The sequence below is a fragment of the Salinicola sp. DM10 genome, assembly GCF_017306975.2.
Taxonomy (GTDB): domain Bacteria; phylum Pseudomonadota; class Gammaproteobacteria; order Pseudomonadales; family Halomonadaceae; genus Salinicola.
The window spans coordinates 13560-31675 of the sequence record NZ_JAFLEN020000007.1 but is presented as its reverse complement, the minus strand read 5'-3'; the positions used below and the strand labels follow the sequence as shown (position 1 = coordinate 31675).

Annotated in this window: 16 protein-coding genes; 15 read left to right on the top strand and 1 reads right to left on the bottom strand. The window is 68.1% G+C overall.

What is annotated here, in order from left to right; genetic code table 11:
- The first annotated feature begins 5 nt into the window (after positions 1 to 5).
- From rpsT to J0A90_RS17440, 13 genes are all read left to right on the top strand, one after another.
- Positions 6 to 272 (top strand): 30S ribosomal protein S20, encoded by a 267-nt coding sequence (gene rpsT / locus J0A90_RS17505; protein ID WP_035470436.1) that lies wholly within the window; start codon positions 6 to 8, stop codon positions 270 to 272.
- A 237-nt stretch (positions 273 to 509) separates the two neighbouring features.
- On the top strand, positions 510 to 2021 hold the full coding sequence (gene murJ, locus J0A90_RS17500; protein WP_233076907.1) for a murein biosynthesis integral membrane protein MurJ: 1512 nt from the start codon (positions 510 to 512) through the stop codon (positions 2019 to 2021).
- Positions 2022 to 2124: 103 nt separating this feature from the next.
- Positions 2125 to 3318: a bifunctional riboflavin kinase/FAD synthetase gene (ribF, locus tag J0A90_RS17495; RefSeq protein WP_207037187.1), complete on the top strand. Its 1194-nt coding sequence runs from the start codon at positions 2125 to 2127 to the stop codon at positions 3316 to 3318.
- 135 nt (positions 3319 to 3453) lie between these two features.
- Positions 3454 to 6357, top strand: a complete 2904-nt coding sequence (gene ileS / locus J0A90_RS17490) for an isoleucine--tRNA ligase (RefSeq protein ID WP_207037188.1) — start codon at positions 3454 to 3456, stop codon at positions 6355 to 6357.
- Between the two features lie 46 nt (positions 6358 to 6403).
- The gene (gene lspA / locus J0A90_RS17485; RefSeq protein ID WP_207037203.1) at positions 6404 to 6919 is read left to right on the top strand and encodes a signal peptidase II; all 516 of its coding nucleotides are present in this window, start codon (positions 6404 to 6406) and stop codon (positions 6917 to 6919) included.
- Positions 6916 to 7383 (top strand): FKBP-type peptidyl-prolyl cis-trans isomerase, encoded by a 468-nt coding sequence (fkpB, locus tag J0A90_RS17480; RefSeq protein ID WP_051895604.1) that lies wholly within the window; start codon positions 6916 to 6918, stop codon positions 7381 to 7383. Before lspA ends, fkpB begins: the two co-directional genes overlap by 4 nt.
- Before the next feature lie 66 nt (positions 7384 to 7449).
- Positions 7450 to 8451, top strand: coding sequence for a 4-hydroxy-3-methylbut-2-enyl diphosphate reductase (ispH, locus tag J0A90_RS17475; protein ID WP_207037189.1), 1002 nt, complete (start codon positions 7450 to 7452; stop codon positions 8449 to 8451).
- Positions 8452 to 8573: 122 nt separating this feature from the next.
- A complete protein-coding gene (gene pilV / locus J0A90_RS17470) occupies positions 8574 to 9083 on the top strand; it encodes a type IV pilus modification protein PilV (RefSeq protein WP_207037190.1) in 510 nt (169 codons plus the stop codon).
- Positions 9080 to 10036, top strand: coding sequence for a PilW family protein (locus J0A90_RS17465; protein ID WP_207037191.1), 957 nt, complete (start codon positions 9080 to 9082; stop codon positions 10034 to 10036). The genes pilV and J0A90_RS17465 overlap by 4 nt, the downstream gene beginning before the upstream one ends.
- Positions 10029 to 10514 (top strand): hypothetical protein, encoded by a 486-nt coding sequence (locus tag J0A90_RS17460; RefSeq protein ID WP_207037192.1) that lies wholly within the window; start codon positions 10029 to 10031, stop codon positions 10512 to 10514. Before J0A90_RS17465 ends, J0A90_RS17460 begins: the two co-directional genes overlap by 8 nt.
- A complete protein-coding gene (locus J0A90_RS17455; RefSeq protein ID WP_207037193.1) occupies positions 10498 to 13710 on the top strand; it encodes a PilC/PilY family type IV pilus protein in 3213 nt (1070 codons plus the stop codon). The genes J0A90_RS17460 and J0A90_RS17455 overlap by 17 nt, the downstream gene beginning before the upstream one ends.
- A gap of 118 nt (positions 13711 to 13828) precedes the next feature.
- Positions 13829 to 14269 carry a type IV pilin protein gene (locus J0A90_RS17445; RefSeq protein ID WP_255702234.1) on the top strand — a complete coding sequence of 147 codons (441 nt, stop codon included), beginning with the start codon at positions 13829 to 13831 and terminating at the stop codon, positions 14267 to 14269.
- Between the two features lie 14 nt (positions 14270 to 14283).
- Positions 14284 to 14583 carry a hypothetical protein gene (locus J0A90_RS17440; protein ID WP_207037194.1) on the top strand — a complete coding sequence of 100 codons (300 nt, stop codon included), beginning with the start codon at positions 14284 to 14286 and terminating at the stop codon, positions 14581 to 14583.
- Positions 14584 to 14600: 17 nt separating this feature from the next.
- On the opposite strand, the gene J0A90_RS17435 is transcribed toward J0A90_RS17440, so the two are convergent.
- Positions 14601 to 15197, bottom strand: coding sequence for a Tfp pilus assembly protein FimT/FimU (locus J0A90_RS17435; protein WP_207037195.1), 597 nt, complete (start codon positions 15195 to 15197; stop codon positions 14601 to 14603).
- A gap of 23 nt (positions 15198 to 15220) precedes the next feature.
- Between J0A90_RS17435 and thiO the strand changes: the two genes are divergently transcribed.
- Positions 15221 to 16306, top strand: coding sequence for a glycine oxidase ThiO (thiO, locus tag J0A90_RS17430; RefSeq protein ID WP_207037196.1), 1086 nt, complete (start codon positions 15221 to 15223; stop codon positions 16304 to 16306).
- 112 nt (positions 16307 to 16418) lie between these two features.
- Entirely contained in the window at positions 16419 to 18059 is a 1641-nt protein-coding gene (locus J0A90_RS17425) for an NAD+ synthase (RefSeq protein ID WP_207037197.1), read from the top strand.
- Positions 18060 to 18116: the final 57 nt, after the last annotated feature.

Here is an 18116-nt window from a genome sequence, read left to right as displayed (position 1 = left end):
CGACGGTGGCGAATACCAAGCAAGCGCGCAAGCGCGCACGTCAGGCGGAAGACCGCCGCAAGCACAACGCCAGTCAGCGTTCCATGGTCCGCACTTACATCAAGCGCGTGATCAAGGCGATCCAGGCCGGCGACCAGGCCCAGGCCAACAGCGAGTTCAAGGCCGCTCAGCCGGTCATCGACCGCATCGCCGACAAGGACGCCTTCTCCAAGAAGAAGGCTGCGCGCATCAAGAGCCGCTTGAACAAGCGAATTAAGGCGCTGGCTGCCTGAGCCGGACGCGCTTGATGAAAAAAACCGGCTTCGGCCGGTTTTTTTGTGACCGGCCATCCCTGGCGGTCACCCTGCGGGCCGTCGCGGTGGCTGGATAGGGTGAATATCACGGGCGCGAGCGCATGACGAGGCGGCATGAGTAAACAGACGCGCAAGCGTGAATCCGAGGCCCTGGCGGAAGCGGCCACCACCGGCACGGCGACGCCGGTCACCCGCGGTGGTCTGCTGCGCTCGGGGATGGTGGTGAGCGTGATGACGCTGCTCTCCCGGGTGCTGGGGCTGGTGCGCGACGTGGTGATCGCCACGCTGTTGGGCGCCGGTAGCGGGGCGGATGCGTTCTTCGTCGCCTTCAAGATCCCCAACTTCATGCGCCGGCTGTTCGCCGAAGGCGCTTTCAACCAGGCCTTCGTGCCGGTGCTCTCGGAGTACGCCACCCAGCGTACCCGGGCCGAGGTGCGCGAGCTGCTGGATGCGGTCTCCGGCAGCCTGAGTGTGGTGCTGGCACTGATCACCGCCCTGGCGATCGCCGCCGCGCCCTGGCTGGTGTGGCTGTTCGCGCCGGGCTTCAAGGCCGACCCGGGCAAGCTCGCACTCACCGCCGAGATGCTGCGGCTGACCTTCCCCTATCTGCTGCTGATCTCGCTGACCGCCTTCGCCGGTAGCGTGCTCAACACCTGGGAGCGCTTCGCGATCCCCGCCTTCACCCCGGTGCTGCTCAACCTGTGCCTGATCGGCGCCGCGCTGTGGCTGACGCCATGGATGAGCGACCCGGCGCTGGGGTTGGCCTGGGGGGTGCTGATCGCCGGCGCCGCGCAGCTGCTGTTCCAGCTGCCGTTCCTGTTCCGGCTGGGGCTGATGCCACGGCCGCGGCTGGGCTTTCGCCACCCCGGGGTCCGGCGCATCCTGCGGCTGATGACACCGGCGCTGTTCGGGGTCTCGGTGTCGCAGATCAACCTGCTGCTGGATACCGTGCTGGCTTCCTTCCTGGTCTCCGGTAGCGTTTCCTGGCTCTACTACTCCGACCGCCTGGTGGAGCTGCCGCTGGGGGTATTCGGTATCGCCATCGCTACGGTGATCCTGCCGGCGCTCTCCAAGCGCCACGCCGAGCAGTCGCGCGAGCACTTCGCGCGTATGCTCGACTGGGCACTGCGCATGGTGCTGCTGATCGGGCTGCCGGCGGCGCTGGCGCTGGTGCTGCTGGCCGAACCGCTGTTGGTGAGCCTGTTCCACTACGGGGCGATGACCGACCACGACGTGGTGATGGCGGCGCGTAGCCTGCGCGCCTACGCCCTGGGGCTGCTTGCGTTCATGCTGATCAAGGTGCTCGCGCCGGGCTACTTTGCCCGCCAGGATACCAAGACCCCGGTCAAGATCGGGATCGTGGCGATGGTCGCCAACATGGTGATGAACCTGGCCCTGATCGTGCCGCTGGCGCATGCGGGGCTGGCGCTGGCCACGGCGCTGTCGGCGTTTCTCAACGCCGGGCTGCTCGGGCGTGGTCTGCACCGTCAGGGCGTGCTGCGCTTCCAGCCGGGCTGGGGGCGCTACGCGTTCCAGGTGGTCGGTGGCTGCACGCTGATGGCGCTCGGGCTATGGTGGCTGACCCCCGACTGGCACCAGTGGACCGCCTGGCATGCGCCGCGTCGCGTGGGCTGTCTGCTGGCCCTGGTGGGTGGCGGCGCGACGCTCTACTTCGTGTGGCTGGCGCTGACCGGCGTGCGCCTGAGACACTTCAGGCTGCGCGGCTGATGGGCCGGCGCGGGGCGGGTATAATGAAGCGCCAGGCGTCGGCGGCTGGCGCGCTGTCGCATACCGCCGCCGCGCGGCCCGCGTTGACACGGGAACGGACTCTATGGAACTGATTCGAGGCTTGCACAATCTGCCCGCCGGTGGCGCCACCCGCAGCGGGGCGCCGCGCGAGTGTGTCGCCACCATCGGCAACTTCGATGGCGTGCATCGCGGCCACCAGGCGATTCTCGAGCAGTTGAAGTCGCTGTCGCGCAGTGCCGGGCTGCCGGTCACGGTGGTGATCTTCGAGCCCCAGCCGCGGGAGTATTTCGCCGGTGACCAGGCGCCGCCGCGGCTGACCCGGCTGCGCGACAAGGTCGAGCTGCTGGCCGCCCACGGCGCCGATCGCATCCTCTGTCTGCCGTTCAACGACGCCCTGCGCAGCCTCACCGCGCGTCAGTTCATCGAACGCGTGCTGATCGATGGGCTGCGCGTGCGCCACCTGGTGGTGGGGGACGACTTCCGCTTCGGCTGCGACCGGGCCGGTGATTTCGCCCTGCTCGAAGCGGTCGGGCGCGAGCGCGGCTTTGCCGTCGAGCATACCCGCACCTTCACCCTCGACGACGAGCGCGTCTCGAGCACCCGCGTGCGCACCCTGCTGGCCAGCGGCAACTTCTGCCAGGCGGCGCGCATGCTGGGGCGCCCCTTTGCCTTCCAGGGGCGGGTGGTGCGTGACCGCCAGCTCGGCCGCACCATCGGCGTGCCCACCGCCAACATCCCGCTGACCCGGCGGCCGCTGGCGCTGCGCGGGGTGTTCGCCTGCGCCACCCGGCTGCCCGACGGCAGCTGGGCGCCGAGTGTGGCCAATATCGGCTGGCGGCCGACCGTTGGCGCCCATCAGCCGATGCTCGAGGTCCACGTGCTCGATCGCCAGCTCGAACTCTACGGCGAGTCGCTCAGCGTGGTGCCCTGCGCGCGGCTGCGCGGCGAGACCAAGTTCGCCGACTTCGACACCCTGGTGACACAGATTCATCATGACCTGGATCAGGCGCGGCGCTATTTTCAGGCGCCCGATGCCGCGCCAGCTAGCGATCAGGCGCCCCAAACCGCGCCAGCTATCCAGGCGCCCGCCGCGCCGGATGCGCTGCAGACGGCGACGACGGAAAACCCGGGCGATAGGGCAAGCATCAGCGGCGGTCTGGCCAGTCTGGCCCCGCCGCCGGCACGCTTCCCGCTGGCCTCGGCGCCGCTGCCCCATGAAACCGCGGCGGCCGATTCGCCCCCGAGCCCGAGCCGCGATACGCGCACGGATGAGTGAACGCCTCGTCACCCGGCGGTACGACGACGATCTTGAGCGGTATAGACACAGCCTTGAGCGGTATAGACACAGCCTTGAGCGGTATGAAAACAGCCCGAGCGACACGCACACAGCCCTGAGCGAACCGAAAACACCATGAGCGACTACAAGCACACGCTGAATCTGCCCTCGACCGACTTCCCCATGCGCGGCAATCTGCCGGCCCGCGAGCCGGCCCGCATCGCGCAGTGGAACGATCTGCGCCTCTACGCCAAGCTGCGTGAGACGCGCCGCGGCCGCGAGCGCTTCGTGCTCCACGATGGCCCTCCCTACGCCAACGGCAGCATTCATATCGGTCATGCGGTCAACAAGCTGCTCAAGGATTTCATCGTCAGGTCGAAGAACCTGGCCGGTTTCGATGCCCCCTACGTGCCCGGCTGGGACTGCCACGGCCTGCCCATCGAGCACAAGGTCGAGACCACCCACGGCAAGCATCTGCCCGCCGACCAGGCCCGCGCGCTGTGCCGCGAGTATGCCGCGGCACAGGTCGAGGTGCAGAAAGAGGGCTTCGTGCGCCTGGGTGTCCAGGGCGACTGGGACCACCCCTACCTGACCATGAACTTCGCCAACGAGGCCGGCGAGATCCGGGCCCTGGCCGAGATGGTCAAGGGTGGCTATGTGTTCAAGGGGCTCAAGCCGGTCAACTGGTGCTTCGATTGCGGCTCGGCGCTGGCCGAGGCGGAGGTCGAGTATCAGGACAAGCAGTCCGATGCGATCGACGTCGCCTTCCCCTGCGCCCAGCCCGAGGCGCTGGCCGCGGCCTTCGGCCTCGACGCGCTGCCCAAGCCGGCCAGCGCGGTGATCTGGACCACTACGCCCTGGACCATCCCGGCCAACCAGGCGCTGAACGTGCACCCGGAGTTCACCTACGCCCTGGTCGATACCGGCGAACGCCTGCTGCTGCTGGCCGAGGAGCTGGTGGAGAGCTGTCTCGCGCGCTACGCGCTCGCGGGCGAGACCCTCGCCACCGCATCCGGGGCGAGCCTGGAACACATCGCTTTCGAGCATCCGCTGGCCGCGGTCGACGCAGGCTATGCGCGGCGCTCGCCGCTCTATCTGGCCGACTACGTCGAGCTGGGTGCGGGCACCGGCATCGTGCACTCGGCGCCGGCCTACGGCGAGGATGACTTCGTTACCTGCCGCGCCTACGGCATGGCGTTCGACGAGATCCTCAATCCGGTACAGGGCAACGGTGTCTATGTCGACACGCTGCCGCTGTTCGGCGGGCAGATGATCTGGAAGGCCAACCCGCAGATCGTCACCGCCCTCGATGAGGCGGGCGCGCTCCTCGGCCACGAGAAGATCACCCACAGCTACATGCACTGCTGGCGCCACAAGACGCCGGTGATCTACCGCGCCACGGCGCAGTGGTTCGTCGGCATGGATCGCCAGGGGCCTGACGGCCGCACGCTGCGCGAAACGGCGCTGGCGGGCGTCGAGGCGACCGACTTCATTCCCGCCTGGGGCAAGGCGCGGCTACACAGCATGATCGCCAACCGCCCCGACTGGTGCATCTCGCGCCAGCGCAACTGGGGCGTGCCGATCCCGTTCTTCCTGCACAAGGCCAGCGGTGAGCTGCATCCGCGTACCGTCGAGCTGATGGAGGCGGTGGCAAGCCGTGTCGAGGTCGAGGGGATCGATGCCTGGTTCAAGCTCGACCCCAGTGAGCTGCTGGGTGATGAGGCCGCCGACTACGACAAGGTCACCGATACGCTCGACGTCTGGTTCGACTCCGGTACCACCCACTGGCACGTGCTGCGCGGCTCGCACCCGCTCGGCCACGACTCACTTGGTCACGACTCACTTGGTCACGACATCGGGCCGCGGGCGGATCTCTATCTCGAAGGCTCGGATCAGCACCGCGGCTGGTTCCACTCGTCGCTGCTCACCGGCAGTGCCATCGACGGCCACGCCCCCTACAAGGCGCTGCTGACCCACGGCTTCACCGTCGACGAGAAGGGCCGCAAGATGTCCAAGTCGCTGGGCAACGTGGTCGCGCCGCAGCAGGTGATGGACAAGCTGGGCGCCGACATCCTGCGCCTGTGGGTCGCCTCCACCGACTACTCCGGCGAGATGGCGGTCTCCGACGAGATCCTCAAGCGCACCGCCGACGTCTACCGGCGTATCCGCAACACCTCGCGCTTCCTGCTGGCCAACTTGAACGGCTTCGATCCGGCGGAACACGCGGTCGAAAGCGATGCCATGCTGGCCCTCGACCGCTGGGCGGTGGACCGCGCCGCGGTGCTGCAGGCACGCATCGAGCGCGCCTATGCCGAGTACCGTTTCCGCGACGTCTACCAGCAGGTGCACGACTTCTGTGCGCGTGACATGGGCGGCTTCTATCTCGACATCATCAAGGACCGCCAGTACACCACCCAGCCCGACTCGCTGGCGCGCCGCAGCTGCCAGACCGCGCTCTACCATATCGTCGAGGCGCTGGCGCGCTGGATTGCGCCGATCCTCGCCTTCACCGCCGAGGAGATCTACGAGAACATCCCCGGCGCACGCGGCGAGAGCGTGCATCTGGAGACCTACTACAGCGGTCTGTTCACGCTGCCGGCGGATGCCGCCAATCTGCCGTCCGAGCAGGCGGGGATGGACCGCGACTTCTGGGAGCGGGTGATCCAGGTCAAGCAGGCGGTCAACAAGCAGCTCGAAGCGGCGCGCAACGAGGGCGTGATCAAGGGCGCTCTGGACAGCGAGGTGACGCTCTACGTCGATGACGCGCTACATGCGCTGCTGTCGCGCTTCGAGGACGAGCTGCGTTTCGTGCTGATCACCTCCGAGGCGACCCTGGCGCCGCTGGCCGAAGGTGGCGATGCCCAGCCGACCGAGCTCGACGGGCTCAAGCTGGCGGTGCGTCTGAGCCCTTACGACAAGGACGAGCGCAGCTGGGAGCGGCGTGCCGACGTGGGCGCCGATCCTGAGCACCCGACGCTCTCGGCCCGCTCCATCGCCAACCTGCCGGGTGGCCCGGGTGAGGTACGCCGTTTTGCCTGACGTCAACGCTACCTCCCGTTCCGGTCACCGTGCCGACGCCGCGCGCATGCGGCGTCCGCTGCGCTGGCTGTGGCTGTCGCTGCTGGTCATCGTGCTTGATCTGGGCGTCAAGGCGCTGGCCACGGCGCACCTCGACTACGGCCGGCCGCTCAAGGTGCTGCCGGTATTCAACCTGACGCTGCTGCACAACACCGGCGCCGCCTTCAGCTTTCTCGCCGAGCACGCCGGCTGGCAGCGCTGGCTGTTCGCGCTGATCGCGATCGGTGCCAGCGTCGGGCTGACGCTGTGGCTTTACCGGCTCAAGCGTGACGAGACGCTCACCGCGATCTCGCTGGCGCTGGTGATCGGCGGCGCCATCGGCAACCTCTACGACCGCCTGGTCCACGGCTATGTGGTCGACTACCTGTCGTTCCACTGGGGCGGCTACTATTTTCCGGCTTTCAATCTGGCCGACAGCGCCATTACCCTCGGCGCCATCGGCCTGATCCTGCAGTCGCTGTTCGAATCCCGACGCGGGGCCAAGGCGAGCGCGGCGGGGACCGACGAGGAGAACACCCGATGACACGCGATGATCAGCCGGCCGATGGCCGTTACCGGGTCGGCGAGGGCATGGAAGTGACCCTGCACTTCACGGTGAAACTCGAGGATGGCCAGGTGGTCGACTCCACCCGTGACAAGCAGCCGGCGACCTTCCAGGTCGGCGACGGCAACCTGCCGCCGGGCTTCGAGGCGCCGATGAGCGGGCTGGCGGCGGGCGAGAGCGGCAGCTATACGGTGTCGCCGGAGCACGCCTTCGGCCAGCACAATCCGCAGAACGTCCAGCGTCTGGCCCGCGACAGCTTCGAGGAGGCGGTCGAGCCGGGCATGGTGATGTCCTTTGCCGATCCCGCCGGCGGCGAGCTGCCGGGCGTGATCGCCAGCGTCGACGAGCGCCATGTCGAGGTGGACTTCAATCATCCGCTGGCGGGGCGTACCCTGACCTTCGACGTCGAGATTCTCGACGTGCGTCCGGCCACCACCCATTGAGGCAGCCCGGCACGCCCGCGGGCGGCCGGCGTCAGCCCCGAGTCAGCGCTCCGGCGCGAGGTTTCCATGACACAGGATCAGCCCACTACCCAGCCATCGGCGCGCCCCCCGCTGCAGATCAAGCTGGCCAATCCCCGCGGGTTCTGCGCCGGGGTCGACCGCGCCATCGACATCGTCAATCGCGCGCTCGACGTGTTCGGACCGCCGATCTACGTGCGCCATGAGGTGGTTCACAACCGCTTCGTGGTCGACAGCCTGCGCGAGCGCGGGGCGGTGTTCGTCGAGGAGCTGCATGAGGTGCCCGACGACGTGATCGTGATCTTCTCCGCCCACGGGGTATCACAGGCGGTGCAGCAGGAAGCCGAGCAGCGCGGGCTCAAGGTGTTCGATGCCACCTGCCCGCTGGTGACCAAAGTGCACATGGAAGTGCTGCGCTACGCCAAGCGTGGCCAGGAGTGCGTTCTGATCGGCCATGCCGGCCACCCCGAGGTCGAGGGCACCATGGGGCGCTATGACACCCGCTATGGCGGTGCCATCTATCTGGTCGAGGACGAGCAGGATGTGCGCGAGCTGCCGGTACGCGACCCCTCGCGGCTGGCCTTCGTCACCCAGACCACGCTATCGATGGACGACACCGCCAAGGTGATCGATGCCTTGCGCGAGCGCTTTCCCGAGATCCAGGGGCCGCGCAAGGATGACATCTGCTACGCCACCCAGAACCGCCAGGACGCGGTGCGCGAACTGGCCCAGGGCAGTGAACTGGTGCTGGTGGTGGGCAGCGTCAACAGCTCCAACTCCAATCGCCTGCGCGAGCTGGCCGAGCGCATGGGTACCCCGGCGCATCTGATCGACGACGCCAGCCAGATCGATGCCGCCTGGCTCGAGGGCGTGGCCAGTATCGGCATCACCGCCGGTGCCAGCGCCCCCGAGGTGCTGGTGAAAGGCGTGATCGAACGCCTCACCGAGCTGGGTGCCGCACCGCCCGAGGAGCTCGACGGGCGCGCCGAGACCATCACTTTCTCCATGCCGCGCGAGCTGCGCGAGCAGGTCATCGTCAGCGAAGCGTGATCCCACCCTAAACTCCCTCTCTTTCTGGCCGATACAAGGTAAACAAATGTAACCGCCGGCGGTGCCGGTGGTCGTTACCCTTTCGGCCGTCGCTTGTCCGACGGCTCTCCGCGGAGCCGGGTGTGCCCCAGTGTCCTCACGGCTTGCGCCAACAGCGCGGCCTCTCGCTCATCGAAGTCCTCGTCGCCATGCTGGTCTTCAGCATCGGCCTGCTGGGGACCGCGCAGCTGTTGGCACAGCAGCAGCGGCTGGGGCAGGCGTCCAGCCACCGCGCCATGGCGACGATCATGGCGGAGGACCTGCTCGAACGTGCCAAACTCGACCCGGGCCGAAACCAGCGCTTCGCCGGAAGCTACGAGCCGGGCAACGCCGGCGCTACTCCTCAGCAGAACGCGGTGCCCGCCGGCCTCCAGTCCTGGATGTCGGCCTGGATGCCGCGCGCCGCGCTGCCCGATCCGCGGGTGTGTGTCAGCGCGCCCACGGCGGGTGCCGCCGGCGACGTCGCCGTCACCCTGGTGTGGTACTCGCGCATCGCACTGACCGCGCCGTCACAGCTGCCGGCGTGCGTCAGCGCCCGGGGGAGCGCCAACCATCAGCGCTGGGTGACACTCGTGGCCTGGGTGGGGGCATGATGCGCTGGTCGGGCGGTGGATGCGACCCGCGCCGGGCCGGCGTCCCCCGTCGGCAGGCCGGGGCGACGCTGATCGAGCTGATGATCGCGATGGCGATCGGTCTGGTGATGATCCTGGCGCTGACGCGGGTCTATCTCGCCAGCGCCGAAAGTGCCGCTGATGCCACCGCGCAGGCGCGCCTAATGGACAAGGCGCGCCTGCTCCAGGAGCGCTTCGACAGCGAGTTCCGTCGTGCCGACTTCTGGGGCCGCGTGCCCGCCGACGCCGAGCGCCGGGGTACGCTCACCCTGGGCGGCGACTGTGATGGCGACTTCGCCTTCGGGCGCAGCGCCCAGGCGGCCTCCGATCGGCCCCTGGGGGTATGGGCGTCGACCACGCAGCCCAAGGCGTGCTCGCTGCAGAGTCCGCTGGCCAATCAGACTTATGTGGTCATCCGCTACGCCGCCGAGCCGTGTGCGGCCGCTGGCTGCGGTGGCCCGGCGCTGAAGAGCTTCTACCCCTTCGCGAGCTTCTTCGACGGCACCCCGCCCGCTGAGCCTGCGCGTGCCGATACCCATGATCTGTGGCGCTATGGCGGCAGCCTCTACTACCTCAGTCGGCAAAATGGAGACACCGCGCTGCGGCGGCTGCGACTCTCTGGCTCACGCTTACTTAACCAGGAGGTGCTGGAGGGGGTCGAGGCGCTGGCCTACCGCTGGTACGTGGCCAACGCCGGCGGTGGCGGCGGCAGTTGGCAGAGCAGCGCCAATCTGAGCGCGGCGATGGCGCCACGCATCCAGGCGGCACAGATCGAAGCGGTGGTCTCGGTGGCGACTCGCGCGACCTATCAGGATCCGCGTCAGTACGCGTTGAGTGACGGTACGCAGGTCGCGCCGGTAGGCGGCCGGCTCTATCGGGAACTCGCCTTCGTGGTGCCGCTGGAGATGCATCGGCCGGGAGGCGGCAATGGTTGAGTGTCGCGGGCCCCATGCCCAGCGCGGCGTGGCGCTGCTCATGAGTCTGATCTTCTTGCTGCTGCTGGCGATCGTGGCCGCGGCGCTGGCCGAAACCCTGGCAACCCAGAACCGCCTCGGCGTGGCGCATCAGCAGGCGCGCACGTTGTTCCAGTCGCTACACGGCGTGCTCGACGCGGCCAGCTACGAGCAGGCAGCGCTACGCGCGCAGGTGCAGCAGGCCCAGCCGGGCACGCCGCAGGCGTGGCAACCCAGCAGCCCGGTTCTACCCACGGGAAGTCAGCTCGGGGTCGAACTCCTGCGTGCCGCCCATACCTGCCTGGTACCCGGCTACTCCAGCGGTAGCTGCCTGCCGCTGGAGCTCGACGCCAGCGGCAACCGTGGCGCCTCCGCGGTCAATGCCCGTCAGGTGCTGGGGCTGCGGATCGAGACGGTGGATGTGACATCGGGAGGGGATGGCCGTGCTGGTATCTTCTGAGCGTACCACCTGCAGTGGGCCCGGTACGGCGGTGCTGGCGCGGCTGGTCCTGTGCTGGAGCATGTTGGTCACGCTATGCCTGACGCTGCCGGCTGGGGCCGACGATACCGATATCTATCGTAGTCTCTACGACATCGAGTCGCGCGGGGCCAAGCCGCAGGTGATGATCCTGTTCGATACCTCCGGCAGCATGCGCGACGTGGTCGCCGGCGGTAGCGGCAACGACAGCAAGATCAACATCGCCAAGTCGGTGATCGACGCGCTGGTGCGCAACAACCCCCAGGTCGACTTCGGTCTGACGATCTTCAACTACAACGCCTATTCGCCGGATGGCGGGCGTATCGTCTATCCGTTGCCAGGCACCGGGAAGAGCGGCGGCGATGCCCAGCGTGAGGCACTGCGGCAAACGTTGTCGCAGCTCGATCCGGTGACCTCGACGCCGCTGTGCGAGACCTATTACGAGATATTCCGGTATCTGGAAGGCGAGCGGCCACTCTACGGCACCCAGCCCCGGGCCTACTACGACAGCAATCCGCCCTACAATGCCGAGGCACTCGATGGCGCAGGTCGCTATGCGTCTTATCGCTCCCCGCTGCGACCCTGTGAGCCGCTCTACCTGATCTACATGACCGACGGTGTGCCGCAAAACGATACCGCCGCCAATGCAGCCATCACCCGGCTGGTGGCCGGCAGCGGGCTCAGGTGTGATATGTACGCCTCGGTCAACATATACTCGTGGCCGACGCGCGAACTCAACTGCATGCCGGAGCTGGCTTACTACATGCAGCAGTTGGAAACCTTCACCCAGGGCGATACACCGCGGGGACCGGTGACCACCTATACCATCGGCTTCAATACCGATCAGCGATTGCTGGTCGATAGCGCCAGCCCGCTCAACCTGGCGCCAGGCAAGACCTGCCCGACGCCGCGCAGGGATACCCGCTACCATGGCCGTGACGCCTGCGTGGGCTATTTCACCGCCAACAATGCTGCCCAGCTCTACGCTGCCTTCCAGGGCGCCATCGACGATGTGCTCTCGCGCAGTACCACCTTTTCGGCACCGGCGGTCTCCGCCGCCTTCACCAACAACACCCAGAGCCTGGACCGGCTCTACCTGCCACGCTTTCTGCCCCACAACACGCCGCGCTGGAGCGGCAACGTCAAGCGACTCCGCCTCGTCTCGCAGCAGCACTGGGAGGACGTGCGCGGCAATCAGGCGTTCGATGCCCAGACCGGCGATATTCTCAAGAGCGCTTACACCTGGTGGTCTGGCAGTGATGGCCTCGACCTCGATGCGCCGGACGGCAACACGGTCGAGGCCGGCGGTGTGGGAGCGCTGCTGCGTCAGGCCGTGGGGCGTTCGCTCGCCGAGGACACGGGCAACGACGGGCGCCAGGTCCTTACCCAGGCGCAGGGGGCGCTGCGTCCGCTGGCGCTGTCGTCTCAATCCAGTTGGTTGGATGATCCCGCCAATTGGGGGCTGCCTGCGCAGACTTCGAAAACCGAGATCGCCCGGCTGATCGCCTGGGCGCGTGGGGTAGACGTGGACGACGAGAATGGCGATGGGGTGCGCAACCAGGCGCGACCATGGATTCTCGGCGACATCCTGCACAGCGACCCCATTGCGCTGAACTACGGGCGCCTCGACGACGCCGACCGTGGTGACACCCGGGAGAAGCTCTATCTCGCCTTCGGCACCAACGCCGGCTTTCTGCATTTCGTCGACGGTGACAGCGGCCAGGAGCAGTGGGCCTTCATGCCACGGGCGCTGGCACCGCTACAGCCAACGCTGCGTGACAATCAGGAGGCGGCGGATGACGAACCGCGCCACCCCTATGGCGTGGATGGGCCGGCCGCCTTCGTGCGCATCGATGCCGATCGTGACGGGCGTATCACTCCCAACGGCGATGACCGCATGCTGCTGGCCTTCGGGCTGCGCCGCGGCGGGCGCGACTACTACGCGCTCGATGTCACCGACCCGGCGAAGCCGGCGCTGGCCTGGCAACTGAGCGCCAGCGACGCCTTCGCCGAACTCGGCCAGAGCTGGGCGGCGCCGACCCCGGCGCGGGTGCCAGGCCATGCCAATCCGGTATTCGTGATCAGCGGTGGCTACGACCCCGGGCGTGACGACCCCGAGCGCGATGCCACTCAGGCGGATGGCCAGGGGCGCGCGCTGTATATCGTCGACGCCCTGACCGGCGAGCTCGTCTACCGCGCCGACCCCAGCACGCCCAAGCATTTCGTTGACGGCGAGACGTTTCGCCAGGCGCTGCCCGCCGCGCCGCGGGTGGTCGACAGCGATAACGACGGCGTCGCCGACCGTATCTATCTGGCTGACGTGGGCGGCAATCTGTGGCGACTCGACCTCGCCGGTGGCGACCCCGGCGACTGGCGGGTGCGCAAGATCGCGGCACTCGGTGGCACGGGTCAGAACAATCGGCGTTTCTTCACCAGCGTGGATTTTGTCGGAATCGACGTCGACGGTCGCCGCCAGGAACTGCTGCTGCTGGGTAGCGGTGACCGCGCCAATCCCAAGGCGGGCGGGGAGGGCAGCCAGGCGCCGGCGGTGCATGATGCCTTCTTCGCCGTGCGTGATCCGGTCAGCGTGGCGGCGGCGGAGGGGGGCAAGATCGAGCCGGTCAGCCTCGATCGGTTGACCGATATCAGCGACCAGCGCTTCTGCGATCCCCAGGCCGACAGCGCCGAGGCGGGCAATGATGACGCGGACACGGCGGCGCGGGCCTGCCTGCCGGCCTGGCAGTCGGGGGCGGGTTGGGTGCTCTATCTCGACCGCGGCTACAGCCTGCCGCTGATCGGGGCCAAGGTGCTCTCGCCGAGTGTCACCCTCGATGGTGGCGTCTACTTCTCCGCCTACGTGCCCGACAAGCCCGACTCGATCTGTGTACCCGTGGTGGGGCGCAGCTATCTGTTCGGTATCGACCTGCTCACCGGTCTGGGTATCGGTGGCGCCAGTGGAGACGACGCTGAGCTGAAGAAGGGCGCGCGTGCGGTCGCGGCGGGCGAATATCTGCTGGGGCGGCCGGCGGTGCTGGTGCGTGGCGACGAACTCTACCTGCAGGGGATCGGTGCCGCCTCCCTGGAAGGATTGATCAAGGCGGGTGCCGAAGCGGCCGGCGGGGGCATGCAACTGCCTTACCGCGTGCGCCGCACCTACTGGTATGAACCGGTTCCATGATCCCGCCGGCGTTGGTCCCGAATCGCCTTCGATCGCGACGGCGCTCTCTTTTTTCTACCTCTTTTTCATACCTATTTTTTCTACCCCTTTGTCCTACCAGTCCGCGAACGGAGCCTTTATGACTCAGCGCCAGCGTGGTTTCACCCTGATCGAGCTGATGATCGTGGTGGCGATCGTCGGCATTCTCGCCGCGATCGCCATTCCCAGCTATCAGCAGTATGTCGAGCGCTCCCGGCGCAGCGACGGCCAGGCGCTGCTGCAGAGCGCGATGGCGCGCCAGGAGAGCTACTACGGCCAGTTTCTGCAATACGCCCCCGATGTGGCGACCCTCACCGGGGGCGGCACCCTGGGCAACAGCGACTATCAGCTGGCGGTCTGCGGCAATCAGGCGGGTTGCTCCGGCGGGGGCTCGGGCCAGACGCCGCCGGCGGGCCAGTATGTGCGCATGACCGCGACGCCTCAGGCGGGCAGTCCGCAGCAGGGCGATGGCGTGCTGTGGATCGATTCTCAGGGCAATACCGGGCGGCGGCTGAATGGCACAGAGCAGGGGGCATGGTGATGCGAGTCAGGGGCATGCAGACAATGAAACCGGTCGCGGGGCTGGCGGGGCTCGTGCTCTGTCTACTCGGCCTGCTGTCACCTGCGCTGGCGGGTGAGCGCGAGGTGGCCAAGTGTGCAGTGCGTCAGGCCGACGGCACCCTGCGCATTCGCTGGATCGAGATCGACGAGGTGCGCGAGGCTCAGCGTGCGCTGCAGCGCTTCCTCGACCAGGAAGCGCCCGGCGAGGGGCGTCAGGTCGAGCGCTGCATCGGCGCCCGCGAGATCTTCTCCAGCGCTCAGGCGCGTGCCGCGGAGCGCAGCACGCCGCGTTGAACCACGTCCGGATGCCCTCAGGGAGGGCATCCGCTGCGATCACCCTGGGTCAGCGTCACCCGGCCGGCATCGTTGAGGGTCAGCTTGTTGCCGTCACTGGCCGTGCAGACCCAGAAGCTGCCGAGTGACGTATTGAAGTGCCACGGCGTGCTGTTGAAGGTCAGTCGACTCCCTTTATTCCATCTCAGCGTGACGCCGCTCAGCCTATGCTCGCCCGCCAGGCGTCCACCGTTGCCGTCGGCCCGCTGCCATAGATAGCCCTGACTCCAGTTCTTGCCGCACTGGCCGTTGGCGCCGAGGGCGCAGAGCTGCCACGGCTGGCGCGTGGCCACGGCGAGCTGCTGCAGCGCTTCCAGGCGCTGGTGCAGGGCCTCGGTCTCGCTGGCCAGGTGGCGGCGCTCCAGCCAGCCGCTGGTGGAGATCGCGATACCGGCGAGTATGCCGATGATCACCAGGGTGACCAGCAGCTCGATCAGGGTGAAGCCGCGCTGGCGGCGTCGGGGCGATCGGGACGAGGCGGTGGGCGCACACGGCGGGCGGTGAGCGGTAGGCGGGGCGATGGTGGTATCTCCTCGGGCGAAGTCGGGCACGGGCGGCGGTGCGGGTGGTAACATCGGGCTTTTGTCGGGATATCGACATGCAGCAGGATTTCTTGATCGTGGGGGGCGGTGTCATCGGCATGCTGACGGCGCTGCAACTGGCCGATGCCGGGCACTCGGTGGCGCTGGTGGAGCGCGGGCGCTGTGGCCGCGAGGCCTCCTGGGCCGGCGGTGGCATCGTCTCGCCGCTTTACCCCTGGCGCTATTCGCGGCCGATCTCGGCGCTGTCTAGCTGGTCCGAGGGGCGCTACCCGGAGCTCGCCGGGCGGCTGCTCGAAGAGACCGGCATCGACCCCGAGTTCCGCCAGAAGGGGCTGCTCTACCTGCGCGTCGAGGATGTCGCCGCCGCCCTCGACTGGGCGCGCGAGGTGGCCAAGCCGCTGTCGCGCATCGATGCCGCGACCCTGTATGCCAAGGAGCCGCAGGCGGCACCCGGATTCGACGGTGCGCTATGGATGCCGACCCTGGGCAGCATTCGCAATCCGCGTCTGGGCCAGGCGCTACGCGCGCGCCTCGCCGCCAGCCCCGGGGTGACGCTGCACGAGGGGCGTGAGGTGCGCGCGCTGATCCGCCAGGGCACGGCCATCCGCGGGGTCGAGACCGACACCGGCGCGCTGCACGCCGGTCACACCGTGGTCTGCGCCGGGGCCTGGTCGAGCGCGCTGCTGGCGTCGGTCGGCGTTACCCTGGCGGTGCGCCCGGTGCGCGGGCAGATGATTCTGTTCAAGGCGCCACCGGGGCTGGTCGAGCGGGTGGTGCTCAAGGATGGCCGCTATGTCATTCCGCGCGCCGATGGCCGCGTGCTGGCCGGCTCGACCCTCGAAGAGGTCGGCTTCGACAAGCAGACCACGGCCGCGGCGTTCGACTCGCTGCACGCCAGCGCCTGCAGCATCGTGCCGGCGCTGGCCGAGTGCGAGGTCGAGCACCACTGGGCCGGGCTGCGCCCCGGCTCGCCCGAGGGCATCCCGACCATCGGTGCGGTGCCGGAGTTCGACGGGCTGCATATCAATGCCGGTCACTACCGCAACGGCCTGGTGCTGGCACCCGCCTCGACCCGGCTGCTGGTGGATCAGCTGATCGGCTGCGCGCCGATCGTCGACCCGACCCCTTACCTGCCGCGCTGAGCGCGGATTTTGCCCTGGCCGCGACCATGGGCGAAAATGATCGTGACGTCGCCGAGGCCGCTTTCGGGGCGCCAGCCAACCCTGTCGTAGCTGTCTGGAGAAGAGTGGACCCATGCAAGACCTGACCCTGGTAATGGCACAGCTCGACCCGCTGGTCGGCGATATCGCCGGCAATACCGCAGCGGCGATCGAGGCCGTGCGCGAGGCGAAGCTCGAGCACGACGCCGACGTGGTGGTGTTCAGCGAGCTCTATCTCACCGGCTACCCGCCCGAAGATTTGCTGCTGCGCGAGGCGATGGAGCCGCGCCTGGCCGAGGCGCTGGCGGAGATGGCGCAGAAGATCGCCAAGTTCGCGCCGCAGACCCTGGTGGTGATGGGGTATCCCGGCCTGCGCGACGGCAAGCGCTACAACCTCGCCGGCGTGCTGCTGGGGGGCGAGTGGCTCGGCGAGTACGCCAAGCAGGCGCTGCCCAACTACCAGGTGTTCGACGAGGACCGTTACTTCGAGCCCGGCACCCAGCCGCTGGTGATCGAGCACGCTGGCGCGCGGCTCGGCATCCTGATCTGCGAGGATCTGTGGGACGGTGCCCCGGTCCGGCAGTCGGCGCAGGCCGGCGCCGATATCCTGGTCACGCTCAACGCCTCGCCGTTCCATCTCGACAAGCCCGCCGAGCGCGAGCGGCTGTTCGCCACCCGCGCCCGCGAGGCGGGCCGGCCGGTGGTCTACGTCAACGCCATCGGCGGCCAGGACGAGCTGGTATTCGACGGCGGCTCGCTGGTGCTGGATGCTCGGGGTGAGGTCGCGGTACGCGCGCCGTTCTGGCAGGCCGGGCTGATGCCGGTGCGCTTCGTCGCCGCGGACGCCGGCTGGCACCCCGAGCCGGGCGAGCGCGAGGCGCTGCCGGAGAGCGAGGAGAATCTCTACTGCGCGCTGGTCACCGGGCTGCGCGACTATGTCAACAAGAGTGGTTTCCAGGGCGTGGTGATGGGGCTCTCCGGGGGCATCGACTCGGCGCTGTCGCTGGCGATCGCCGTCGATGCGCTCGGCCCCGAACGGGTCCATGCGGTGATGATGCCGTATCACTACACCGCCGAGATCTCCCGCGCCGACGCCGCCGAACAGGCCCGACTGCTCGGCGTCGGCTACGAGGTGATGCCGATCGCGCCGATGGTCGAGGCGTTCACCGCCACCCTGGCCGAGAGCTTCAGCGGCCTGGGGGCGGATACCACCGAGGAGAATCTGCAGTCGCGGGTGCGCGGTGTGCTGCTGATGGCGATCTCCAACAAGAAAGGGCTGATGGTCCAGACCACCGGCAACAAGAGCGAGATGGCGGTGGGCTATGCCACCCTCTACGGTGATATGGTCGGCGGCTACAACGCACTCAAGGATGTCTACAAGACCTGGGTCTACCGGCTGGCCAAGTGGCGTAATGCCCAGTCCCCGGCGATCCCCGAGCGGGTGATCACCCGGCCGCCCTCGGCCGAGCTGGCCCCCGACCAGCAGGACAGCGACTCGCTGCCGGGCTACGACGTGCTCGACGCCATTCTCGAGCGCTATATCGAAGGCGACATGAGCGCCGAGGCGATCATCGCCGCCGGCTATGATCGCGACGACGTCTACAAGGTGGTCAAGCTGGTCGACCGCAACGAGTACAAGCGGCGTCAGGCGCCGGTGGGCGTGCGGGTGACGCTGCGTGGCTTCGGCCGCGATCGGCGCTATCCGATCGTCAATGGGTGGCAGCCCGGCGCCTAGTCAGGCCCTGGCCAGGCCTCTGATCAGGCCCATTTAAGGCATAAAAAAACCGCGACG